The organism is Paraburkholderia sp. JHI2823 (assembly GCF_038900695.1).
Taxonomy (GTDB): domain Bacteria; phylum Pseudomonadota; class Gammaproteobacteria; order Burkholderiales; family Burkholderiaceae; genus Paraburkholderia; species Paraburkholderia mimosarum.
The window spans coordinates 115,323-133,770 of record NZ_JAYMRY010000001.1 but is presented as its reverse complement, the minus strand read 5'-3'; the positions used below and the strand labels follow the sequence as shown (position 1 = coordinate 133,770).

General features: G+C 66.2%; 16 protein-coding genes and 1 other RNA gene. 13 read left to right on the top strand and 4 right to left on the bottom strand.

Going from position 1 to position 18,448, the window contains the following annotated elements; all coding sequences use genetic code 11:
• Nucleotides 1–188: 188 nt before the first annotated feature.
• Entirely contained in the window at nt 189–515 is a 327-nt protein-coding gene (trxA, locus tag VSR34_RS00550; RefSeq protein ID WP_027797264.1) for a thioredoxin TrxA, read from the bottom strand.
• Nucleotides 516–980: 465 nt separating this feature from the next.
• On the opposite strand from trxA, the gene ffs reads away from it, so the two are divergent.
• The 5 genes from ffs to VSR34_RS00525 all read left to right on the top strand — a co-directional run bounded on the left by ffs (nt 981) and on the right by VSR34_RS00525 (nt 6,225).
• Nucleotides 981–1,079, top strand: an RNA gene (ffs, locus tag VSR34_RS00545) — signal recognition particle sRNA small type.
• Nucleotides 1,080–1,308: 229 nt separating this feature from the next.
• A complete protein-coding gene (locus VSR34_RS00540; protein ID WP_342961596.1) occupies nt 1,309–3,711 on the top strand; it encodes a DNA polymerase III subunit gamma/tau in 2,403 nt (800 codons plus the stop codon).
• 78 nt (nt 3,712–3,789) lie between these two features.
• Nucleotides 3,790–4,116: a YbaB/EbfC family nucleoid-associated protein gene (locus VSR34_RS00535; RefSeq protein ID WP_028204938.1), complete on the top strand. Its 327-nt coding sequence runs from the start codon at nt 3,790–3,792 to the stop codon at nt 4,114–4,116.
• A gap of 170 nt (nt 4,117–4,286) precedes the next feature.
• Nucleotides 4,287–4,883: a recombination mediator RecR gene (gene recR, locus VSR34_RS00530; protein WP_028209915.1), complete on the top strand. Its 597-nt coding sequence runs from the start codon at nt 4,287–4,289 to the stop codon at nt 4,881–4,883.
• Between the two features lie 70 nt (nt 4,884–4,953).
• Nucleotides 4,954–6,225 carry a CaiB/BaiF CoA-transferase family protein gene (locus VSR34_RS00525; RefSeq protein WP_028209914.1) on the top strand — a complete coding sequence of 424 codons (1,272 nt, stop codon included), beginning with the start codon at nt 4,954–4,956 and terminating at the stop codon, nt 6,223–6,225.
• A 173-nt stretch (nt 6,226–6,398) separates the two neighbouring features.
• On the opposite strand, the gene VSR34_RS00520 is transcribed toward VSR34_RS00525, so the two are convergent.
• Nucleotides 6,399–7,370 (bottom strand): NADPH:quinone oxidoreductase family protein, encoded by a 972-nt coding sequence (locus tag VSR34_RS00520; RefSeq protein WP_342961595.1) that lies wholly within the window; start codon nt 7,368–7,370, stop codon nt 6,399–6,401.
• 254 nt (nt 7,371–7,624) lie between these two features.
• Between VSR34_RS00520 and surE the strand changes: the two genes are divergently transcribed.
• The 5 genes from surE to VSR34_RS00495 are packed head-to-tail and all read left to right on the top strand — an operon-like array spanning nt 7,625 to nt 12,291.
• Nucleotides 7,625–8,386 carry a 5'/3'-nucleotidase SurE gene (surE, locus tag VSR34_RS00515; protein WP_028209912.1) on the top strand — a complete coding sequence of 254 codons (762 nt, stop codon included), beginning with the start codon at nt 7,625–7,627 and terminating at the stop codon, nt 8,384–8,386.
• On the top strand, nt 8,383–9,453 hold the full coding sequence (locus VSR34_RS00510; protein WP_028230454.1) for a protein-L-isoaspartate(D-aspartate) O-methyltransferase: 1,071 nt from the start codon (nt 8,383–8,385) through the stop codon (nt 9,451–9,453). Before surE ends, VSR34_RS00510 begins: the two co-directional genes overlap by 4 nt.
• Nucleotides 9,454–9,458: 5 nt before the next feature.
• Entirely contained in the window at nt 9,459–10,364 is a 906-nt protein-coding gene (locus VSR34_RS00505) for a peptidoglycan DD-metalloendopeptidase family protein (protein WP_028209910.1), read from the top strand.
• Between the two features lie 12 nt (nt 10,365–10,376).
• Nucleotides 10,377–11,492 carry an RNA polymerase sigma factor RpoS gene (gene rpoS / locus VSR34_RS00500; protein WP_028209909.1) on the top strand — a complete coding sequence of 372 codons (1,116 nt, stop codon included), beginning with the start codon at nt 10,377–10,379 and terminating at the stop codon, nt 11,490–11,492.
• Nucleotides 11,493–11,511: 19 nt separating this feature from the next.
• Nucleotides 11,512–12,291 carry a 3'-5' exonuclease gene (locus VSR34_RS00495; protein WP_028209908.1) on the top strand — a complete coding sequence of 260 codons (780 nt, stop codon included), beginning with the start codon at nt 11,512–11,514 and terminating at the stop codon, nt 12,289–12,291.
• A 33-nt stretch (nt 12,292–12,324) separates the two neighbouring features.
• On the opposite strand, the gene VSR34_RS00490 is transcribed toward VSR34_RS00495, so the two are convergent.
• The gene (locus VSR34_RS00490) at nt 12,325–13,206 is read right to left on the bottom strand and encodes an endonuclease/exonuclease/phosphatase family protein (RefSeq protein WP_342961594.1); all 882 of its coding nucleotides are present in this window, start codon (nt 13,204–13,206) and stop codon (nt 12,325–12,327) included.
• A gap of 390 nt (nt 13,207–13,596) precedes the next feature.
• Between VSR34_RS00490 and rlmD the strand changes: the two genes are divergently transcribed.
• Nucleotides 13,597–14,952: a 23S rRNA (uracil(1939)-C(5))-methyltransferase RlmD gene (gene rlmD, locus VSR34_RS00485; protein WP_342961772.1), complete on the top strand. Its 1,356-nt coding sequence runs from the start codon at nt 13,597–13,599 to the stop codon at nt 14,950–14,952.
• Between the two features lie 111 nt (nt 14,953–15,063).
• Here the strand turns inward: rlmD and VSR34_RS00480 are convergent, their stop codons facing one another.
• The gene (locus VSR34_RS00480; RefSeq protein ID WP_174480078.1) at nt 15,064–15,861 is read right to left on the bottom strand and encodes an outer membrane protein assembly factor BamD; all 798 of its coding nucleotides are present in this window, start codon (nt 15,859–15,861) and stop codon (nt 15,064–15,066) included.
• Between the two features lie 140 nt (nt 15,862–16,001).
• On the opposite strand from VSR34_RS00480, the gene VSR34_RS00475 reads away from it, so the two are divergent.
• The gene (locus tag VSR34_RS00475) at nt 16,002–17,240 is read left to right on the top strand and encodes an RluA family pseudouridine synthase (protein WP_342961593.1); all 1,239 of its coding nucleotides are present in this window, start codon (nt 16,002–16,004) and stop codon (nt 17,238–17,240) included.
• On the top strand, nt 17,237–18,124 hold the full coding sequence (gene pgeF / locus VSR34_RS00470) for a peptidoglycan editing factor PgeF (protein WP_342961592.1): 888 nt from the start codon (nt 17,237–17,239) through the stop codon (nt 18,122–18,124). The genes VSR34_RS00475 and pgeF overlap by 4 nt, the downstream gene beginning before the upstream one ends.
• The last annotated feature ends 324 nt before the right edge of the window (nt 18,125–18,448 follow it).

The window sequence follows — 18,448 nt, the reverse complement described above, 5'->3', positions numbered from 1 at the left end:
GGTAGACGCTTTATGAATTCTAGCATAGCACACGCCAGAAACCGCCAGCGTAGACCGACAGCAAGTTTCCGCGTGTTTTCAGGGTGCGTGTTGTCGCGTGACAACACGCAGCGTTGCTCGCCTCATCGCGGACTGCGTGGACTGGCCGGGCAGTGCGCCCGGGCAGGTGAGGGCGGCAAAAACGGCCGTTACAGGTGGCTATCCAGGAACGCGGTGAGTTGCGACTTCGAGAGCGCACCGACTTTTTGTGCCGCCACGGCGCCGTTCTTGAAGAGGATCAGCGTGGGGATGCCGCGCACGCCGAACTTCACCGGAGTCGACTGATGCTCGTCGACATTGATCTTCGCAATTTGCAGGCGATCGCCGTAATCCTTCGCGACTTCATCGAGAATCGGCGCGATCATCTTGCACGGGCCGCACCATTCGGCCCAGAAGTCCAGCAGCACGGGCTTGTCGGATTTCACGACGTCCTGTTCGAACGATGCGTCGCTGATATGCTTGATTTGTTCGCTCATTGTATGAATACCTCTTTTCGATTCGAGGCCGAGCAGATTGCTCGCCACGATGCTCCAAAACTGAAAATTCATCCGGGGCCGCGAGGGCGGCCAGGCCGAAGCCGCACCCCATGCCAATCACATGCCATTCGGGCGCAAACCGCGCGGCTTAGCCGATTGCCGACGCCAGTGTAGCCTAAATCCCTATGCGTTGCCGACGGTGATAGTACTCATGCCGGAAGGAGGGTTTCCGTCCTCCAGGCCACATTCGGCGGGGCATGCGAGGGATATGACGGGCGCCTCGGCGCGACCGTTGCGCGCGAGACCGTGTGCTCCCGAACACTATCTGATGGCGCAGCCGGCCTTTGCAAGAGAGCGTCAAAGAATGCGTCCGGGCAGCGTGTGCGAGATGCGGTGACCCGCTCGGCGCGCTTTTTGGCACCGCCGGAGTCGCAATGCGGCGCGACCGATGTTAGAATGCGCCGTGACGGGCCTCCTCGCATGGAGGGGCGGTCAACCTGGTCAGGTCGGGAACGAAGCAGCCACAGCCGTTTTCCGCCAGTGCCGAGGGTCGGGCTCGTCACCTTCCTCTTTTTCTTCCGTATTTTCCCCAGCTACGACGCCGCGCAATCTGGCGCGCGACGCGATGCTTCGCTTGTCGCTTGTTTGTCGCTAGTTTGTCGCGATCGTCAGTTTCGGGCGGTCTTTCTCGCTCCCGGTCGCTCGTGCCCCCTGTTCCGCAGCCGCCACGGGCAAGCCGTTCGCCGCCTTTTGATTCATCTGGGCGCGCGGGTGTTGCTGATACAATTTCCGGATGACCTATCAAGTTCTCGCACGCAAATGGCGACCGAAGGATTTCGCTTCGCTCGTCGGACAGGAGCACGTGGTGCGCGCGCTCACGCATGCACTCGACGGCGGCCGCCTGCACCACGCGTATCTCTTCACTGGCACGCGCGGCGTGGGCAAGACGACGCTGTCGCGCATCTTCGCCAAGGCGCTCAACTGTGAGACTGGGGTGACGTCCAAGCCCTGCGGCGTATGCCGTGCGTGCCGGGAAATCGACGAAGGGCGCTTTGTCGATTATGTCGAGATGGATGCGGCGAGCAATCGCGGCGTCGACGAAATGGCGGCGCTGCTCGAGCGCGCGGTCTATGCGCCGGTCGATGCGCGCTTCAAGGTCTATATGATCGACGAAGTGCATATGCTCACGAACCACGCCTTCAACGCGATGCTGAAGACGCTGGAAGAACCGCCGCCGCACGTGAAGTTCATCCTTGCGACGACCGATCCGCAGAAGATTCCGGTTACGGTGCTTTCGCGCTGTCTGCAGTTCAACCTGAAGCAGATGCCGGCGGGCAACATCGTCGAGCATCTCACGCACATCCTGGGCGAGGAGAAGGTCGAGTTCGAGACGCAGGCGCTGCGCCTGCTCGCGCGCGCCGCAGACGGCTCGATGCGCGACGCGCTCTCGCTCACCGACCAGGCCATCGCCTATTCGGCCAACCAGGTCACTGAAGAAGCGGTCCGCGGCATGCTGGGCGCGCTCGACCAGAGCTATCTGATCCGCCTCATCGACGCGCTGGTGGCCGGCGACGGCGCGAGCGTGCTGGCCATCGCCGACGAAATGGCGCTGCGCAGCCTGTCGTTCTCCACGGCGCTGCAGGACCTCGCGAGCCTGTTCCACCGTATCGGCTGGACGCAGTTCGCGCCTTCGTCGGTGCTCGACGAGTGGCCAGAAGCCGACGACATTCGCCGCTTTGCGCAAGCCTTGAGCCCGGAGCAGGTCCAGCTTTTCTATCAGATCGCCACGCTCGGCCGCAGCGAAATAGGTCTCGCGCCCGACGAATACGCTGGTTTCACGATGACGCTTTTGCGCATGCTCGCGTTCGAGCCCTCCGTGGGCGCGGGCAGCGTGGGCAGCGCGCCCGCGTCGAAGCCTGCCGCGGCGAGTGCCGGGGCACGTGCAGCAGCTCCCGCGGTGGCATCTGCACGCACTGTGGCGCCGGCCGGCCAGGCTTTTGTCCACAGAGCCGAAGCAGCGGAGCCGCCGCGCGCCGCGAGCGTGCTCAATGCGGCGAACTCCGTCGAAACGCAGGCGGTCAAGGCGACCGTCGCCGATACGGCGGCCAATGCGACTGTGTCGCCTGCCGCGGACGCACCGGTTTCCATGGCCGTTGCTGGACCAAAGGTCGTCCCGCCTTGGGAAGACGAGGGTGAGACCGCGTCGGGCACACGCACGGAGCAAGCCGGACCCGCAATCGATGACGCGCCTGCAGCAGAGCCGCAAGCGGTTCAGGCGGAGTCTGCCGCGCCCGCGCTGCAACCCGAATCGCTCGAAGATGCAGCCGCCTCGACGTCTGTTCGTGGCGGCGCAAGCGCGGCGCTCGACGTGCTGCGCAGCAAGGGCATGCGTGTTTCCCCGAACCGCGCAGCGGGTGGCGCGGCGAGCGCGGCGGCTGCGCCCGCGTCCGCGCCGAAGGCCGCGCCGCGCGTCGAAGTGAAGGTGCCGACGCCGGATCCCGCCCGCCGCGCCGCCGCTGCGCAGCAAGCGCAGGTGCGCCAGCCGGCCCGCGAGCCGAATGCGCGGCAGGACGCCTCCGGTGCGCCGCCGTGGGACGACATCCCGCCCGACGACTACGTGCCGCTCGGCGCCGACGACGCCTACTTCGCGCCGCCCGACGACGGCTTCGTGCCCGCTTACGACGGCGAGCCGTCCGCGCCGCGCGCCAGCGCTTCGGCGCCGGTGCCTTCACCGGCCGTGGTCGACGTGAGCAAGCTGCCGCCGGGCATTGCGCTCGATCCGATCGGCTTCGCGGGCGACTGGCCCGCGCTTGCCGCGACGCTCTCGCTCAAGGGCATCTCGTACCAGCTCGCCTTCAACAGCGAACTGACGGCGCTCGAAGGCACGCTGCTCAAGCTCAGCGTACCGGTGCCGCAGTACGCGGAAGCCTCGCAGGTCGCGAAGCTCAAATCGGCGCTTGCCGAGCGCCTTGGCAAGCCGGTCGAGGTGAGCGTGGAAGTCGGTCCGGCGCGCCGCACAGCGGCCGCGCTCGACGCCGCGGCGCGCGCGCAGCGTCAACGCGAAGCCGAGCGCGAGATCGGCGCCGACCCCTTCGTGCAGCAACTGATTCGCGACTTCGGCGCGAGCATCGTGCCGGGTTCGATCCGGCCGATCGCGCCAGAAGCCGCATCGGGCGGCAGTCAATCCGCCCACTGATTTGCGCCGCGCGGCGCGAGAGGGCGTCGCGCGCTTTCGGGCGCATGGATTCGAACGACTACAGAAGGAGCAGTGACTATGTTGAAAGGCCAACTCGCCGGGCTCATGAAGCAAGCCCAGCAGATGCAGGAAAACATGAAGAAGATGCAGGAGCAGCTTGCCCAGATCGAAGTCGAGGGTCAGGCTGGCGCCGGTCTCGTCAAGGTCACGATGACCTGCCGCAACGACGTGCGTCGCGTGTCGATCGATCCGAGCCTGCTCGCCGACGACAAGGACATGCTCGAAGACCTCGTGGCCGCGGCGTTCAACGACGCGGTGCGCAAGGCCGAAGCCACGTCGCAGGAAAAGATGGGCGGCATGACCGCCGGTCTGCCGCTGCCGCCGGGCTTCAAGATGCCGTTCTGAGTCACGGTGCGGGCGCTGGCCGGCTTCGGACGGGCCAGTACCCGTTTGCGTGAATCTGGCCGCGATCGGCGCGTCGTGCACGCGCCGGCGTCGAGGCGCCAGAAGCAGATGGACCTGGCCAGAAGGCGCTTACGCGTCAAACTCATTCGCGCGTTCGGCGCTGAATCCGCATGAAACAACCTTCCGCTCTCGCTGCGCTCGTGGAGGCGCTGCGCGTGTTGCCAGGCGTCGGGCCGAAGTCGGCGCAACGCATGGCCTACCACCTGATGCAGCACGACCGCGAGGGCGCGCAAAAACTCGGCAACGCGCTCTTGTTCGCAACCGGGCACCTGAAGCATTGCGAGAAGTGCAATACCTTCACCGAAGCTCAGGTGTGCGAAACTTGCCTCGACGAGGAGCGTGATCCGACGTTGCTGTGCGTCGTCGAAACGCCGGCCGACCAGATCATGCTCGAGCAGACCATGACGTACCGCGGGCTGTATTTCGTGCTGATGGGGCATCTGAGTCCGCTCGACGGCATCGGACCGAAAGAGATCCATTTCGACCGGCTCGTGAAGCGCGCGTCGGACGGCGTCGTCAAGGAAGTGGTGCTCGCAACCAATTTCACGAACGAGGGCGAGGCGACGGCCCATTATCTCGGCCAGACGCTCAAGGCGCGCGGCCTCGCCGTCACGCGCCTCGCACGCGGCGTGCCGGTTGGCGGCGAACTCGAATACGTCGACGCGGGCACCATCGCGCGGGCCATGCTCGACCGGCGCTCGATGTAGCGTTTGCGATGCCTCGATAGCGGCGCATTGCGAGCCGCGCCGCCTCGGCAACAGAACGAAAGGAGACACCATGAGCGCAGCAGCCGCTTCCCCCGAATCCCATGCGAACGCAGCGGGCGCCAAAAGCGCGGGTCCGCTCGCGGGCGTCAAGGTCCTCGAACTCGGCACGCTGATCGCCGGCCCGTTCGCCGCGCGCTTTCTCGGCGAGTTCGGCGCCGAGGTCATCAAGATCGAAGATCCCAAGGGCGGCGACCCGCTGCGCAAGTGGCGCAAGCTCTATCCCGAGGCGGGGGGCACGTCGCTCTGGTGGGCCGTGCAGGCGCGCAACAAGAAGTCCGTCACGGTGAACCTCAAGGCCGAGGAGGGAAAGGAGATCGTCCGGCGGCTCGCGAAGGAAGCCGACATCGTCATCGAGAACTTCCGGCCCGGCCTGCTCGAAAAGCTCGGGCTCGGCTACGACGTCCTTTCGAAAGAGAATCCCGGCCTCGTGATGGTGCGGCTTTCGGGGTACGGCCAGACCGGTCCGTATCGCGACCGTCCGGGCTTCGGCGCGATCGCCGAATCGATGGGCGGCCTGCGCCACATCACCGGTTATCCCGACCTGCCGCCGCCGCGCATCGGCATTTCGATCGGCGACTCGATTGCCGCGTTGCACGGCGTGATCGGCGCGATGATGGCGCTGCATCACCGCAACATGAACGGCGGCAGCGGCCAGATCGTCGATGTCGCGCTCTACGAGGCCGTGTTCAACATGATGGAGAGCGTGGTGCCTGAGTACGGCGTGTACGGCATGGTGCGCGAGCGCACCGGCGCGTCGCTGCCGGGCATCGTGCCGTCGAACACCTATCCGTGCCGCGACGGCAGCATCGTGATCGGCGGCAACAGCGATCCGATCTTCAAGCGCCTGATGACGGCCATCGACCGCGCGGATCTCGCCAACGATGCGCAACTCGCACACAACGACGGCCGCGTGCCGCGCACGGCGGAGATCGACGGCGCGATCGCGGCATGGCTCTCCACGCGCACCATCGACGAGGCACTCGACGTGCTCAACGCGGCCGATGTGCCCGTGGGCCGCATCTACAGTGTGGCCGACATGTTCGCCGATCCGCAATTCGCGGCGCGCCAGATGATCCAGCAGTTCCGCTGGCAGGCGCCGGGTGCGAAGGACGGCGAGGGTGTGGACATCGCGCTGCCCTCGGTCACGCCCAAACTCTCCGCCACGCCGGGCGATACGCGCTGGCTCGGTCCCGCGCTCGGTGAACATACGGAAGAAGTCCTGCAGACGCTGGGATATGACGCAGACCACATCGCGCGGTTGCGCGAGCAACAAGTTATCTAAGGCGGTTCGTCTTCACGACGTTCCACTGCGGCTTCGTGCTGGTCTGCTGGGCGCGATGAGCGGGGTGTCTTCGAGGCAGTATCGTCAGCCGTACTCGCTTCGCTGCTCGACAGGCAAAACGGCTCGCACGTCGCGAGCCGTTTTGGTATCGCTGCACGCTTCGCAGTAAGGGATCAGGGCTCGATCACGATCTTGCCCGTCACCTTGCGCGACGCCATGTCCTTGAGCGCCTGCGCGGTATCGGCGAGCTTGTAGCGCTTCGAGACATAAGGCTTGAGCTTGCCTTCGCCGATCCAGCCCACCATCTGCGCGAACGCCGCCGCATTGTGCTGCGGTTCGCGGCGCGCGAAATCTCCCCAGAACACGCCGACGAGGCTCGCGCCCTTGAGCAGCGCGAGATTGAGCGGGAGTCGCGGGATCTCGCCGTTCGCGAAGCCCACGACGAGATAGCGCCCGCGCCAGCCGATGCTGCGAAAGGCAGGCTCCGCATACTCGCCGCCCACCGGGTCGTAGATCACGTCGGGGCCCTGGCCGCCGGTGAGCGCCTTGATGCGCTCGCGCAAGTCCTCGGTGCTGTAGTTGATGGTCGCATCGGCACCGAAGCGGCGGCACACCTCGAGCTTTTCCTCGCTCGACGCCGCGGCGATCACGCGCGCGCCGAGGACCTTGCCGATCTCCACTGCCGCGAGGCCCACGCCGCCCGCCGCGCCGAGCACGAGCATCGTCTCGCCTGCGCGCAACGCGGCGCGATCGACGACGGCGTGATGCGACGTGCCATAGGCCAGCGTGAAGGCGGCGGCCGTCGCGAAGTCGGCGCCCTCGGGCAGCGCCACGCATGCCGATGCATCGGCATGCGCCTGCTCGGCGAATGCGCCGGTGCCCACATAAGCCACCACGCGCGTGCCGGGTGCGAGCTTCACGCCTTCGCCCGCGGCGCGCACCACGCCCGCAAGCTCGGCGCCGGGCGTGAAGGGCAGCGGCGGCTTCATCTGATACTTGTTCTCGATGATGAGCACGTCGGGAAAATTGACGGCTGCGGCCTTCACGTCGATCACCACCTGGCCCGCGCCGGGCACGAGGTCGGGCTGCTCTTCGAGCGTGAGCGAGTCGGGCGGGCCGTACTGGTTGCAGCGGATTGCGCGCATCGTGTCTCCTTTATCTTCTGGTTCGGTTGCGTTCGGTCGTTTCGAGCCTGGGTTCGCTACAGCGGAACAGTGTACGGCAATCCGCTTCGACGCGAACGATCGTGCGATTTATGGTGCCGGGGCTGTTGCGGGTGGAGTGCATCGCTTACGCGAACGTGCCGCGGAACGGCGGGCGAACCCGATGTCCGGGGTAGCCACGCAGCCGGGGCCGGGCTGTCGTTCGCGTGCCTTCTTTCCTCGGTTACAATCGCTCGATGCGAATACTACTCAGCAACGACGACGGTTATCTCGCCCCCGGCCTTGCCGCGCTCTACGAAGCGCTCAAGCCGCTCGGCGAAGTCACCGTGATGGCGCCCGAGCAGAACTGCAGCGCTGCATCGAACTCGCTTACGCTGTGGCGCCCGCTGTCGGTGCTGCGCTCCGCGACGACCGGCTTCTACTACGTGAACGGCACGCCCACCGATTCTGTGCATATCGCGCTCACGGGCATGCTCGACCACCAACCCGACCTCGTGGTCTCCGGCATCAACAACGGCCAGAACATGGGCGAGGACACGCTCTACTCGGGCACGGTGGCCGCGGCGACCGAAGGCATCATGTTCGGCGTGCCGGCCATTGCGTTCTCGCTGGTCGACAAGGACTGGATGCATCTCGATTCCGCCGCGCGCGTCGCGGCCGGGATCGTCGCGCATTACCTCGCGAATCCGCTGCCCGGTCATCCGCTTCTGAACGTCAACATTCCGAACCTGCCGTATGACGAGCTTGGCGAATGGCGCGTCACGCGCCTCGGCAAGCGTCATCCTTCGCAGCCCGTGATCCGCGAGACCAATCCGCGAGGCGAGCCGATCTACTGGATCGGGCCGTCGGGCAGCGCGCGCGACGCAAGCGAGGGCACGGACTTCCACGCGGTATCGAACGGCCACGTGTCGATCACGCCGCTGCAACTCGATCTCACCCACACACAGATGCTCCCCGCGACGCACGACTGGGCGCGCAAGGGCGGCAGCGCTTCATGACGGGCGAGCGCACGAAGCGTTTTCCCCTTGGGCTCGCGGATCTCGTGCGTGAGACGCGCAGGCACGACACGCGGCCCGGCGACGCGCGCACGCCGCTGGCAGGCGCGGGCAACGGGAGCCCTTCGAAGCCAGGCGCTGGCGCAGGTGCGAAGCCAGGGGCAACGCTCGTTGCGAAGTCCACGGCAAACGCGCCGTTCAAAGCGTCGCCTGCGAAGCCCGTCAATGGCAAGCCGGCGAGCGCCAAGCCGGTCGCGGCGGGCGCCAAGCCGTCGACTGCCATCAAGACCACGCTCGCGGCCGGCAACGTTGGGTCGGCGCGCGCGGTTCCCTCTGGCGCTGCAACTGCGCCGCGCCCCGCGGCGTCTGTCACGGGCGCACCTGGCGTTGCGCTCAACGGCGCCCACGCATTGACTTCGGAACGCGTTCGCGAACGCATGGTCGAACGGCTGCGTGCAAACGGCATCGCCGATGCGCGCGTGCTTCAGGCACTCGCGGCCGTGCCGCGTCACATGTTCGTCGACCCGGGCCTCGCTACCCAGGCCTACGAAGACGCGGCGCTGCCGATCGGTCATCACCAGACCATCTCGAAGCCTTCGGTGGTCGCGCGGATGCTCGAACTGGCGGGCGCGGGCCGAGTGCTGGAGCGCGTGCTGGAAATCGGCACCGGTTGCGGCTATCAGGCGGCGGTGCTGAGCCAGATTGCACGCGACGTGTATTCCATTGAACGCATCAAGCCGTTATACGAGCGCGCGAAGACGAATCTTCGTCCGCTGCGTATTCCGAATATCCGCTTGCACTACGGCGACGGACGGCTCGGTTTGCCGTCGGCGGCGCCGTTCGACGCGATCGTGATCGCCGCCGCGGGCTTCGACGTGCCGCAGGCGCTGCGCGAGCAACTCGCCATCGGCGGGCGGCTCGTGGCGCCCGTCGCCGTATCGGGGGCGGCGGGCGGCGCTGGCGAAGCCACGCAGGTTCTGACGCTCGTCGAGCGCACGGGGCCGGCGCAGTGGCGTGAGTCGCGCCTCGATCGCGTTTTCTTTGTCCCCTTAAAATCTGGAGTGATCTGAATCCGATGAGTATGTTGCGCGCGATCCAAAGAAACCGCCTGACTGTCGATCTGACCGCAGCCGCTCGTGGCGCTTCGGTCATCGCGCTCTGTCTTCTGACCGCATGCGCCACGCGACTCGATCAGGCGCCCGTCGTCGACCGCACGGCGCCGCTGGGCACGGCGGCGCAGCCACCTGTGCCGCTCGGGCCGCCGCCTCCGGGATATTACCGGGTGAAGCCGGGCGACACTCTCTATAGGATTGCGCTCGAAAACGGCCAGAATTATCGCGACATCGCGACGTGGAACAATCTCACCAATCCGAACCAGATCGAGGTAGATCAGTTGCTGCGCGTGGTGCCGCCTGGTGCGGGCACGGCGTCGGCATACACGCCAGGTGTCGTGACCGCGCCGGTTCCGGGCGTGGGCGCGGCGCCGGGCGCGCCGGCAGCAGGAGGGCCGGCGCAGCCGCCGATCTACGGTTCGGGTGCGAATGCAGCGGCGCCGTCTGCCGCGGTGCCTCCCCAGCCGGCTGCGAGCGGCGGCGACATGGCCGCGGCGCCGGGCAACATCGCGCTTGCATGGCCGGTGCGTGGTCCGGTGCTCAACGGCTTCGACGATTCGAAGAACAAGGGCATCAATATCGGTGGTGCGCCGGGCGATTCCGTCAAGGCAGCAGGCGACGGACGCGTGGTTTATGCCGGAAATGGGCTGCGCGGTTACGGCAATCTCATTATCATCAAGCATGACGCGACGTTTCTGACCGCGTACGCACACAACCGGGCTTTGATGGTAAAAGAAGGGGATGCAGTCACCAAAGGTCAGAAGATCGCGGAAATGGGCAATACCGACTCAGACAGGGTGATGCTGCATTTCGAAGTACGCCGTCAGGGCAAGCCCGTCGACCCACTGAAGTACTTGCCGCCGCAATAAAGCGAGCCGACTATGCCGAAATCGAAGCGCCGTCTGCAGCAATCCGAGTCTGACAGCCAAGCCGCCCAGGTTTCGGTGGAGGACGGCGCGCAGTCGGGCGACGACGACGCGTTGCCCGAGCCTGGAAGCAGCCGTGACTATGACGAGCGCGAAGAGCGCGACGAGCCGGAAGAGCGCGATTCCGCGACCGACGAAGGCGGTGCGGGCGAGGGTGCCGAAGCCGCCGATGCCGCGCCCGATGCCGACGATTTCCGCGCCATGCTGCAGGCCGAACTCACGGCCGACACCATTCAGCATTATCTGAACCGGATCAGCGTGAAGCCGCTGCTCACCGTCGAGGAAGAGCAGCGCTACTCGCGCCTTGCCAAGGCGGGTGAGTTCGAGGCGCGCCAGGTCATGATCGAGCGCAATCTGCGCCTCGTGGTCAGCATTGCCAAGGGGTATCTCAATCGCGGCGTGCCGCTGCTCGATCTGATCGAGGAGGGCAATCTCGGTCTCATGCACGCGATAGAGAAGTTCGATCCGACACGCGGCTTCCGCTTCTCGACGTATGCCACCTGGTGGATCCGCCAGAGCATCGAACGCGCGATCATGAACCAGGCGCGCACGGTGCGTCTGCCGGTGCACGTGATTCGCGAACTGAACCAGGTGCTGCGCGCGAAGCGCCATCTGGAGAAGAACTCGCTCAACGCCGACTCGGCCTCGGAGCGGCGCGACGCGAGCATCGACGACATCGCTTACCTCACGGGCAAGACCACCGAGGAAGTCACCGACATTCTCGCGCTCAACGAGCACACGGCATCGCTCGATGCGCCGCTCGACCTCGACCCGGCCAGCAGCCTGCTGGACCTGCTCTCCGACGACCAGAGCCAGTCGCCCGATGCGGAAGTGCAGCATCGCGAACTGGAAACGCTTACACGCGCGTGGCTCGGGCGGTTATCCGACAAGCATCGCCACGTCATCGAGCGGCGCTTCGGGCTGAACCATATCGAGCCGGCCACGCTCGAAGAGCTGGCCGACGAAATGGGCCTCACCCGCGAGCGCGTGCGGCAGATCCAGCAGGAAGCGCTGGTGCGCCTCAAGCGCTTTTTCGCTTCGAACGGCGTGCGCAAAGACGCCGTTCTCTAACACCTCGCAGTCCGACTGAATGACAGTTCCCGTACTCGTATTCGACATCGAGACGATTCCCGATGTCGACGGCATTCGCCGTCTGGAAGATCTGCCCGCCTCGCTCACCGACACCGAAGTGGCCGAGCATGCCTTCGCGGCACGCCGCGAGAAGACCGGCAGCGATTTCTTGCCGCATCATCTGCAGCGCGTGGCCGCGATCTCGTGCGTGTTTCGCGACGGGCAGGGTTTCCGTGTGCGCTCGCTCGGCACGCCCGAAGACGGCGAAGCACGCCTGATCGACTCGTTCTATCGCACGATCGAAAAGTACTCGCCGCAACTCGTGTCCTGGAACGGCGGCGGCTTCGACTTGCCGGTGCTGCACTATCGTGCGCTCGTGCACGGCATTCGCGCCGTGCGCTACTGGGAAATGGGCGACGAGGACCGCGAGTTCAAGTGGAACAACTACATCAGCCGCTACCACACGCGGCATACGGACTTGATGGATCTGCTCGCGATGTACCAGCCGCGCGCGAATGCGCCGCTCGACGCGCTCGCGAAGCTCTGCGGTTTTCCCGGCAAGCTCGGCATGGATGGCGGCCAGGTGTGGACGGCGTTCCAGCAAGGCCGCATCGAGGAGATCCGCAATTATTGCGAAACCGACGTCGTCAACACCTACCTGCTCTATTGCCGGTTTCAGATGATGCGCGGTGGATTCACCGAGCGCGAATATGCGGATGAGATCGAGTTTGTGAAGCAGTCGCTCGCGGCGGAGACCGCACCGCATTGGGGCGAGTACTTGAGCGCATTCGAGCGCTGAACACCGAACGGCCGCGCGGCCCACCGACTACCGTCAATCCAGTTCGAGCACGATCGGCTGGTGATCCGAAGCCTGGGTCAGGCCGTCTATCTCGCACCGACGCAGGCGCGCTCGCAAATCCTCGGTGACAAAGACGAAATCGCACGTGAGCGGCCCATCCGACCATTGCGCCGTGTCATACACGCCCGCCGTGTGCGGCGGCGTCGCGCCGGGGTGGAGCGCCATCCACGCGTCGATGAAGGCGGGGCTGCCCGCGAGGGGCTCGAGCATGCGCGTGTACGCCTCGCTGCCCCACGCGCTGTTGAAGTCGCCGCAGACGATCGCGGCGGCAGGCCGCGCGGTGCGCGCGAACGGGCCGACGTCGTTTTCCGCGCGTGCGGGGTGCGCCGCATGATCGGCGGCTTCCTGCTGCAAGCGCCGCAGCTCGTCAACCTGCGCGAGCCGCTGTCGCAGCGAATAGAACTCCAGATGCGTGACCAGCACCCGCAGCGCGCCGCCCGGTGCATCGACTACCGCTTCGAGCGCGACGCGCTGCATCGACGGCGCAGTCGAGTCGGCAGGCCACGGCAGGGTGTGGCGAAAAACCTGCGCAACGGGCAGGCGGGTGGCGAGTGCGTTGCCGAACTGGCGGCGCGGCGCGGGCGCCGCGTTTTGACTGGAGGCCTGGGCGTTGGGCAATGCCGGTAAATCGGCGCCGATCGCCTCGATCACCGTATAACCGGGCAGCAGCGTCCGGAGTTCCGCGAACTGATCGTCGCCAGGGCCGCCCGGCAACGCGCGAAAGCCGCGCGTGACTTCCTGCAGGCACAGCACGTCGAAGTCGGCGAGGCGCTGGGCCTCCCGCACCGTGCGTGCAAGGTCGACGTTGCCCGAGGCGTCACGTCCCCATTGAACATTCCAGCTCACCAGTTTCATCTTCGTGCTCCTTGCCCGGCGCGGCGGTGGTCTACGCAGGTTCAACCCTGGCCCGTTTTTACCGGCATGCTGTTTCATATATTTTCTGGCGCGCGGCGGGAGTGTGAACGCATATGGCGCGCCCGAAGCATGCATCGCTGTAGCGATCAGTGCGAGGCCGAGGCGACGAAGTCGAAAAGGGCGTCGAGGGCGCCGGTCCCGACATCGACTACAATCTCGCCTTCGCCCACAATTCACTCATTGTCAGTCAGGAAACCGCTGGTGTCTCAAGCTGCCCCCGACCCTCAAGCCGAGCCTGTTCAGGCCCCGTCCGTGCAGGCCGAGCACGTGCCGTCCGCTCCCGCGAAGAAACGCAGCAAGCGCGAACGCCGCGCCGAAAAGCGCGCCGCGATTGAAGCCTCGGTCGCTCATGCCCCCATTCTCGAGATCGAGTCGCTCGACATGGAGGCGCGCGGCGTCGGCCGCACCGTCACCGAGACGGGCGAGCCCGGCAAGGTCATCTTCGTCGAGGGCGCGCTGCCGGGCGAGCGCGTGACCTACCTGAGCTATCGCAAGAAGCCCACGTTCGAACAGGCGCAGGTGGTGAACGTGCTGCGCGAGAGCGCGATCCGCACGAAGCCGAAGTGCGCGTTTTTCGGCACCTGCGGGGGCTGCTCGATGCAGCATCTCGACGTGCGCGCGCAGATCGCCGTCAAGCAGCGCGTGCTCGAGGACAACCTCCTGCACATCTCGAAGGTCCGTTCGGAGACGATGTTCCGGCCGATTCACGGCCCGTCGTGGGGCTACCGCTATCGCGCGCGCCTCACGGTGCGCAACGTGCCGAAGAAGGGTGGCGTGCTGGTGGGCTTCCACGAGAAGAAGAGCAGCTACGTGGTCGACATGACGAGCTGTGAAGTGCTGCCGCCGCACGTGTCGGCGATGCTCGTGCCGCTGCGCCATCTCGTGGCGGCGCTGTCGATTCGCGATCGCATGCCGCAGATCGAGCTTGCCGTCGGTTCGAGCGTGACGGCGCTCGTGCTGCGTATTCTCGAGCCGCTCACGGCAGCCGACGAAGCCCTGCTGCGCGCCTTCGCCGACGAACACAACGTGCAGTTCTGGCTGCAGCCGAAGGGCCCGGATTCCGTGTTCCCGTTCTATCCGCTCGACAAGGCACTGGACTACACGCTGCCGGAGTTCGGCATCCGCATGCCGTTCAAGCCGACGGACTTCACGCAGGTCAACCACCAGATCAACCGCGTGCTGGTGGGCCGCGCGCTGCGCCTGCTCGCGCCGGAGCCGGGCGATCGCGTGCTCGACCTGTTCTGCGGTATCGGCAACTTCACGCTGCCGCTCGCGCGTCTCGCGCGCGAAGTCGTGGGCATCGAAGGCAGCGATACGCTGACCGCCCGCGCGCTGGAGAACGCCCGTGCCAACGGCGTGGACGGTCATACGTCGTTTGCATGCCGCAACCTGTTCGAAGTCACCGCCGACGACATGCGCGCGCTGGGCCGCTTCGACAAGTTCCTCGTCGACCCGCCGCGCGAAGGCGCGCTTGCCGTTTGCCAGGCGCTCGCGGAAATCGCGCAGAGCGGCGAGGGTCCGCTGCCGAGGCGCATCGTGTACGTCTCGTGCAGCCCTGGGACGCTGGCGCGCGATGCCGGGGTGCTCGTCAACGAGGCCGGCTACCGGCTCAAGGGCGCGGGCGTCGTCAACATGTTCCCGCACACGTCGCACGTGGAGTCGATCGCGCTGTTCGAACGCGATTGAAGATGTCCACGCAGCGCAGGCGTTACGCCTGCGTTGTCGCTGAATAAAAAAACGCCACGGAAATCCGTGGCGTTTTGCGTTTCGACGCACCTCGACAACGAGGCGCGGCGATCACCAGATCTGCCACCAGGACTTGTCTTCCTTGGTGGGGCGCGCGTGGCCGGTGATGTACGGGCTGTCCGGGAAGGTGCCCGCGAGCACGCGGCGCGTGTCTTCGGCGAGCTGCGGCTGATCGAGCTTCTGGTACGACAGGATCATGATGTGCAGTGCGTCTTCGATCGCCGGCGCGCTCTTGTACTCCTGGATCGCGAGCTGCGCGCGGTTGATGGCCGCCACATAGGCGCCGCGGCGATAGTAGTAATCGGCCGCGTGCACCTCGTGCGAGGCCAGCGCGTTCACGATGTAGCGCATGCGCTGCGCTGCGTCCGGTGCGTACTTGCTTTGCGGATACTTGTCGACCACGACCTTGAATGCGTCATACGACTCGCGCAGCGACTTCGGGTCGCGCTCGCTCATGTCCTGGCCCGAGAAGCGGCCGAACAGACCGAGGTCGTCGTTGAAGTGGATCATGCCCTTGAGATAGTACGCGTAGGCGACGTCCGGGTGATCCGGGTGCAACTGTATGAAGCGGTTGATCGCCTGGTCGGCAGCGTCGTTCTCGTTGTCCTTCCAGTCGCAGTAGGCAACGTTGATCTGCGCCTGCTGGGCGAAATGGCCGAACGGGTCGCGGCCCTGCAGCGCCTCGAAGTACTTCGCGCACTTGCCCCAGTCGCCGCCGGAGAGCGCGTCCTGGGCCTCCGTATATAATTTGTTGTTGTTCCACGCAGCCGTTTCGTCGGTTTTTTCCGGCAGGCCGTGGCAGGCCGCGACGACAGCGAGCGCGGCGCCGCAGGCAGCGAGCCGAACCATGTTGCCAATCTTGCCGAGCGTCTGTGCTCGCGTCGCGCGCATTGCGTTTCGGGCCACTGCGTGTTGGGCCAGTTTCGTAATCGTGTTCAAGGCTCGCATTTATCCAGTCCAGCTTCAGGTCCACAGGTGACCCAGACTCAATGACCCGTTCAGTTATTCCGGGGGCCGGCGCTCCCGGCGCCCAAAACAGCATCAGCGATTATAGCCTGGGCGATGCGCCCGATGACGCAGGCGCCAGCGAGGCGCTAGAGGATGAACTCGCCGGAGAAGACGCCGTTGGCGCCCCGCGCACGCGCGGCGGCGAAGCACCGCGCTCGATCGAGGTGCCAGATGACCTGGCCGGCGAGCGGCTCGACAAGGTGCTCGCCAGACTGTTTCCCGAATTTTCGCGCAGCCGGCTGCAGGGCTGGATCGAAGAGCAGCGCGTGCACGTGGACGGCAAGCCGGCCAAGGTGCGCCAGCCCGTGCCGCTCGGCGCGACCATCGAGCTCGTGCCCGACCTGCTGCCCGAGCAGCTCGCGTTCACGCCCGAGCCGGTGCCGCTCGACGTCGTGTACGAAGACGACGCGATCGTCGTCATCAACAAGCCAGCGGGGCTCGTCGTGCATCCGGCGGCGGGCAACTGGAGCGGCACGCTCCTCAACGGCCTTCTGCACCGCTACGGCGAAGCCGCGGCGGGCCTGCCGCGCGCGGGCATCGTCCATCGTCTGGACAAGGAGACCTCCGGCCTGATGGTCGTCGCCCGCACGCTCGAAGCGCAGACCGATCTCGTGCGCCAGTTGCAGGCGCGCACGGTCAAGCGCCGCTACCTCGCGCTCGTTTGGGGCAACATGCCCGACAAAGGCACGATCGACGCGCCGATCGGCCGCGATCCGCGCGAGCGCACGCGTATGTCCGTCGTCAAGGGCGCGGCGGGCAAGCCCGCGCGCACGCACTTCCGGCGCATCGACAAGACGGTGTGGCAGAACCAGCCCGTGAGCGCGATCCATTGCGACCTGGAAACGGGCCGCACCCACCAGATCCGCGTGCATTGCGCGCACATCGGCCATCCGCTGCTGGGCGACCCCGTGTACGGCCATGCGCGCGGCAAGCGCTCGGTGGCGGCGTTGCCCGACGGTTTTGCGCGCCAGGCGCTGCACGCCTGGCGCCTTGGCCTCGTCCATCCGGTGACGGGCCGTTCGATGCAATGGCGCGCCGAAGTCCCCGACGACATGGATGCGCTGATCGAGGCGCTCGGCTTCGGCAGCGAGGAAGACGACGAACCCGGCTTCGATGACGACATGTTCGACAGCGCCTACACCGATGAAGGCTATGTGATCGGCAGCGACGAAGACGACTACGAAGAAGACGATCAGCAAGACGAGGACAAGCACGCATGACGACCTGCCCGGAACTGACATCCGCCGATTTGCTGCACCCCGACTGGCAGGTTTCGCCGCGCGTGCGCGCGCTGGTGACGACACGCAACGGTGGCGTGAGCGAGCCGCCTTTCGGGCGCTGGCAGGCGACGCAGGCAGAACAGGGCGCTGCGGCTGACGAGGGCATCGAGCTGCCCGGCGGTCTGAACCTCGGGCGCGGTTGCGGCGACGATCTGGCGCATGTCGAGGCGAACCGCGAACGGCTGCTCGCACTTGCGGGCGTGCCTGCTGCGTGGCTCAAGCAAGTCCACGGTCCGATCGTGGTCGATGCCGCCGCGGCGCTCGCCGCCGCGCGCGCGGGCGCACCGCTCGAAGCCGATGCGAGCGTGACGGCCGAGCCCGGCATTGCCTGCACGGTGATGGTGGCCGACTGCATGCCCGTCCTGCTCTGCGATGGCGCGGGCCGTGCCGTGGGCGCCGCGCACGCGGGCTGGCGCGGACTGGCCGCGGGCGTCATCGAGCGCACGGCCGAGCGCGTCGCTGCGCTCGCGGGCTGTTCGCCTGCCGATCTGCATGCGTACCTCGGCCCCGCGATCGGGCCCACGGCCTTCGAGGTCGGCGCAGAAGTGCGCGAGGCCTTCATGTCCCACGTAGAGCGTCTTGAGACGGCGCAACGCGAGGTTCATCGTGCAGCCACCGCTGCGGCTTTCGTCGCGCGCCCCGAGGCAAGCGGCAAATTCCTCGCCGATCTCACCGCACTCGCGCGGCTGCGGCTCGACGCGCTCGGCATACGGCGCGTGAGCGGTGGCGACATGTGCACGGTTTCGCAGCGCGAGCGCTTCTATTCGTATCGGCGGGACCGCATCACCGGCCGGATGGCGGCACTGATCTGGCTCCAGGGTTGACCCATATCAGGCTATTTTTGCTGCACCGCATCGAAGCCCCGCTGCCGCCGTGCAAATGCCCGGAGCGTGAAATCCCTGAACGCTCCCTCGAATGGCAAGCGCTTGCGGAGGCGGCGGATTTTTGTGCGCCGGGACGCACAACGATGTGTCGCGCGGGTTAAACAATTGATTACATCGGGAAAACGATAATTAAAAAAATATCGCGCTGCGGCAAAATCGGGCACAAGCATTGACACGCTTTGCAATGGGGAGCAAGAATGTCCTTTCACCCACGGGACAGGACGTGACGAGCGCCGCAACGGCGCCCGTATGCGTACCCACCTG

Excerpts from the sequence above, each read along its gene's own strand:
- trxA (WP_027797264.1), bottom strand. The coding sequence starts at position 515 with ATGAGCGAACAAATCAAGCATATCAGCGACGCATCGTTCGAACAGGAC.
- VSR34_RS00540 (WP_342961596.1), top strand. The coding sequence starts at position 1,309 with ATGACCTATCAAGTTCTCGCACGCAAATGGCGACCGAAGGATTTCGCT.
- VSR34_RS00535 (WP_028204938.1), top strand. The coding sequence starts at position 3,790 with ATGTTGAAAGGCCAACTCGCCGGGCTCATGAAGCAAGCCCAGCAGATG.
- recR (WP_028209915.1), top strand. The coding sequence starts at position 4,287 with ATGAAACAACCTTCCGCTCTCGCTGCGCTCGTGGAGGCGCTGCGCGTG.
- VSR34_RS00525 (WP_028209914.1), top strand. The coding sequence starts at position 4,954 with ATGAGCGCAGCAGCCGCTTCCCCCGAATCCCATGCGAACGCAGCGGGC.
- VSR34_RS00520 (WP_342961595.1), bottom strand. The coding sequence starts at position 7,370 with ATGCGCGCAATCCGCTGCAACCAGTACGGCCCGCCCGACTCGCTCACG.
- surE (WP_028209912.1), top strand. The coding sequence starts at position 7,625 with ATGCGAATACTACTCAGCAACGACGACGGTTATCTCGCCCCCGGCCTT.
- VSR34_RS00510 (WP_028230454.1), top strand. The coding sequence starts at position 8,383 with ATGACGGGCGAGCGCACGAAGCGTTTTCCCCTTGGGCTCGCGGATCTC.
- VSR34_RS00505 (WP_028209910.1), top strand. The coding sequence starts at position 9,459 with ATGAGTATGTTGCGCGCGATCCAAAGAAACCGCCTGACTGTCGATCTG.
- rpoS (WP_028209909.1), top strand. The coding sequence starts at position 10,377 with ATGCCGAAATCGAAGCGCCGTCTGCAGCAATCCGAGTCTGACAGCCAA.
- VSR34_RS00495 (WP_028209908.1), top strand. The coding sequence starts at position 11,512 with ATGACAGTTCCCGTACTCGTATTCGACATCGAGACGATTCCCGATGTC.
- VSR34_RS00490 (WP_342961594.1), bottom strand. The coding sequence starts at position 13,206 with ATGAAACTGGTGAGCTGGAATGTTCAATGGGGACGTGACGCCTCGGGC.
- VSR34_RS00480 (WP_174480078.1), bottom strand. The coding sequence starts at position 15,861 with ATGGTTCGGCTCGCTGCCTGCGGCGCCGCGCTCGCTGTCGTCGCGGCC.
- VSR34_RS00475 (WP_342961593.1), top strand. The coding sequence starts at position 16,002 with ATGACCCGTTCAGTTATTCCGGGGGCCGGCGCTCCCGGCGCCCAAAAC.
- pgeF (WP_342961592.1), top strand. The coding sequence starts at position 17,237 with ATGACGACCTGCCCGGAACTGACATCCGCCGATTTGCTGCACCCCGAC.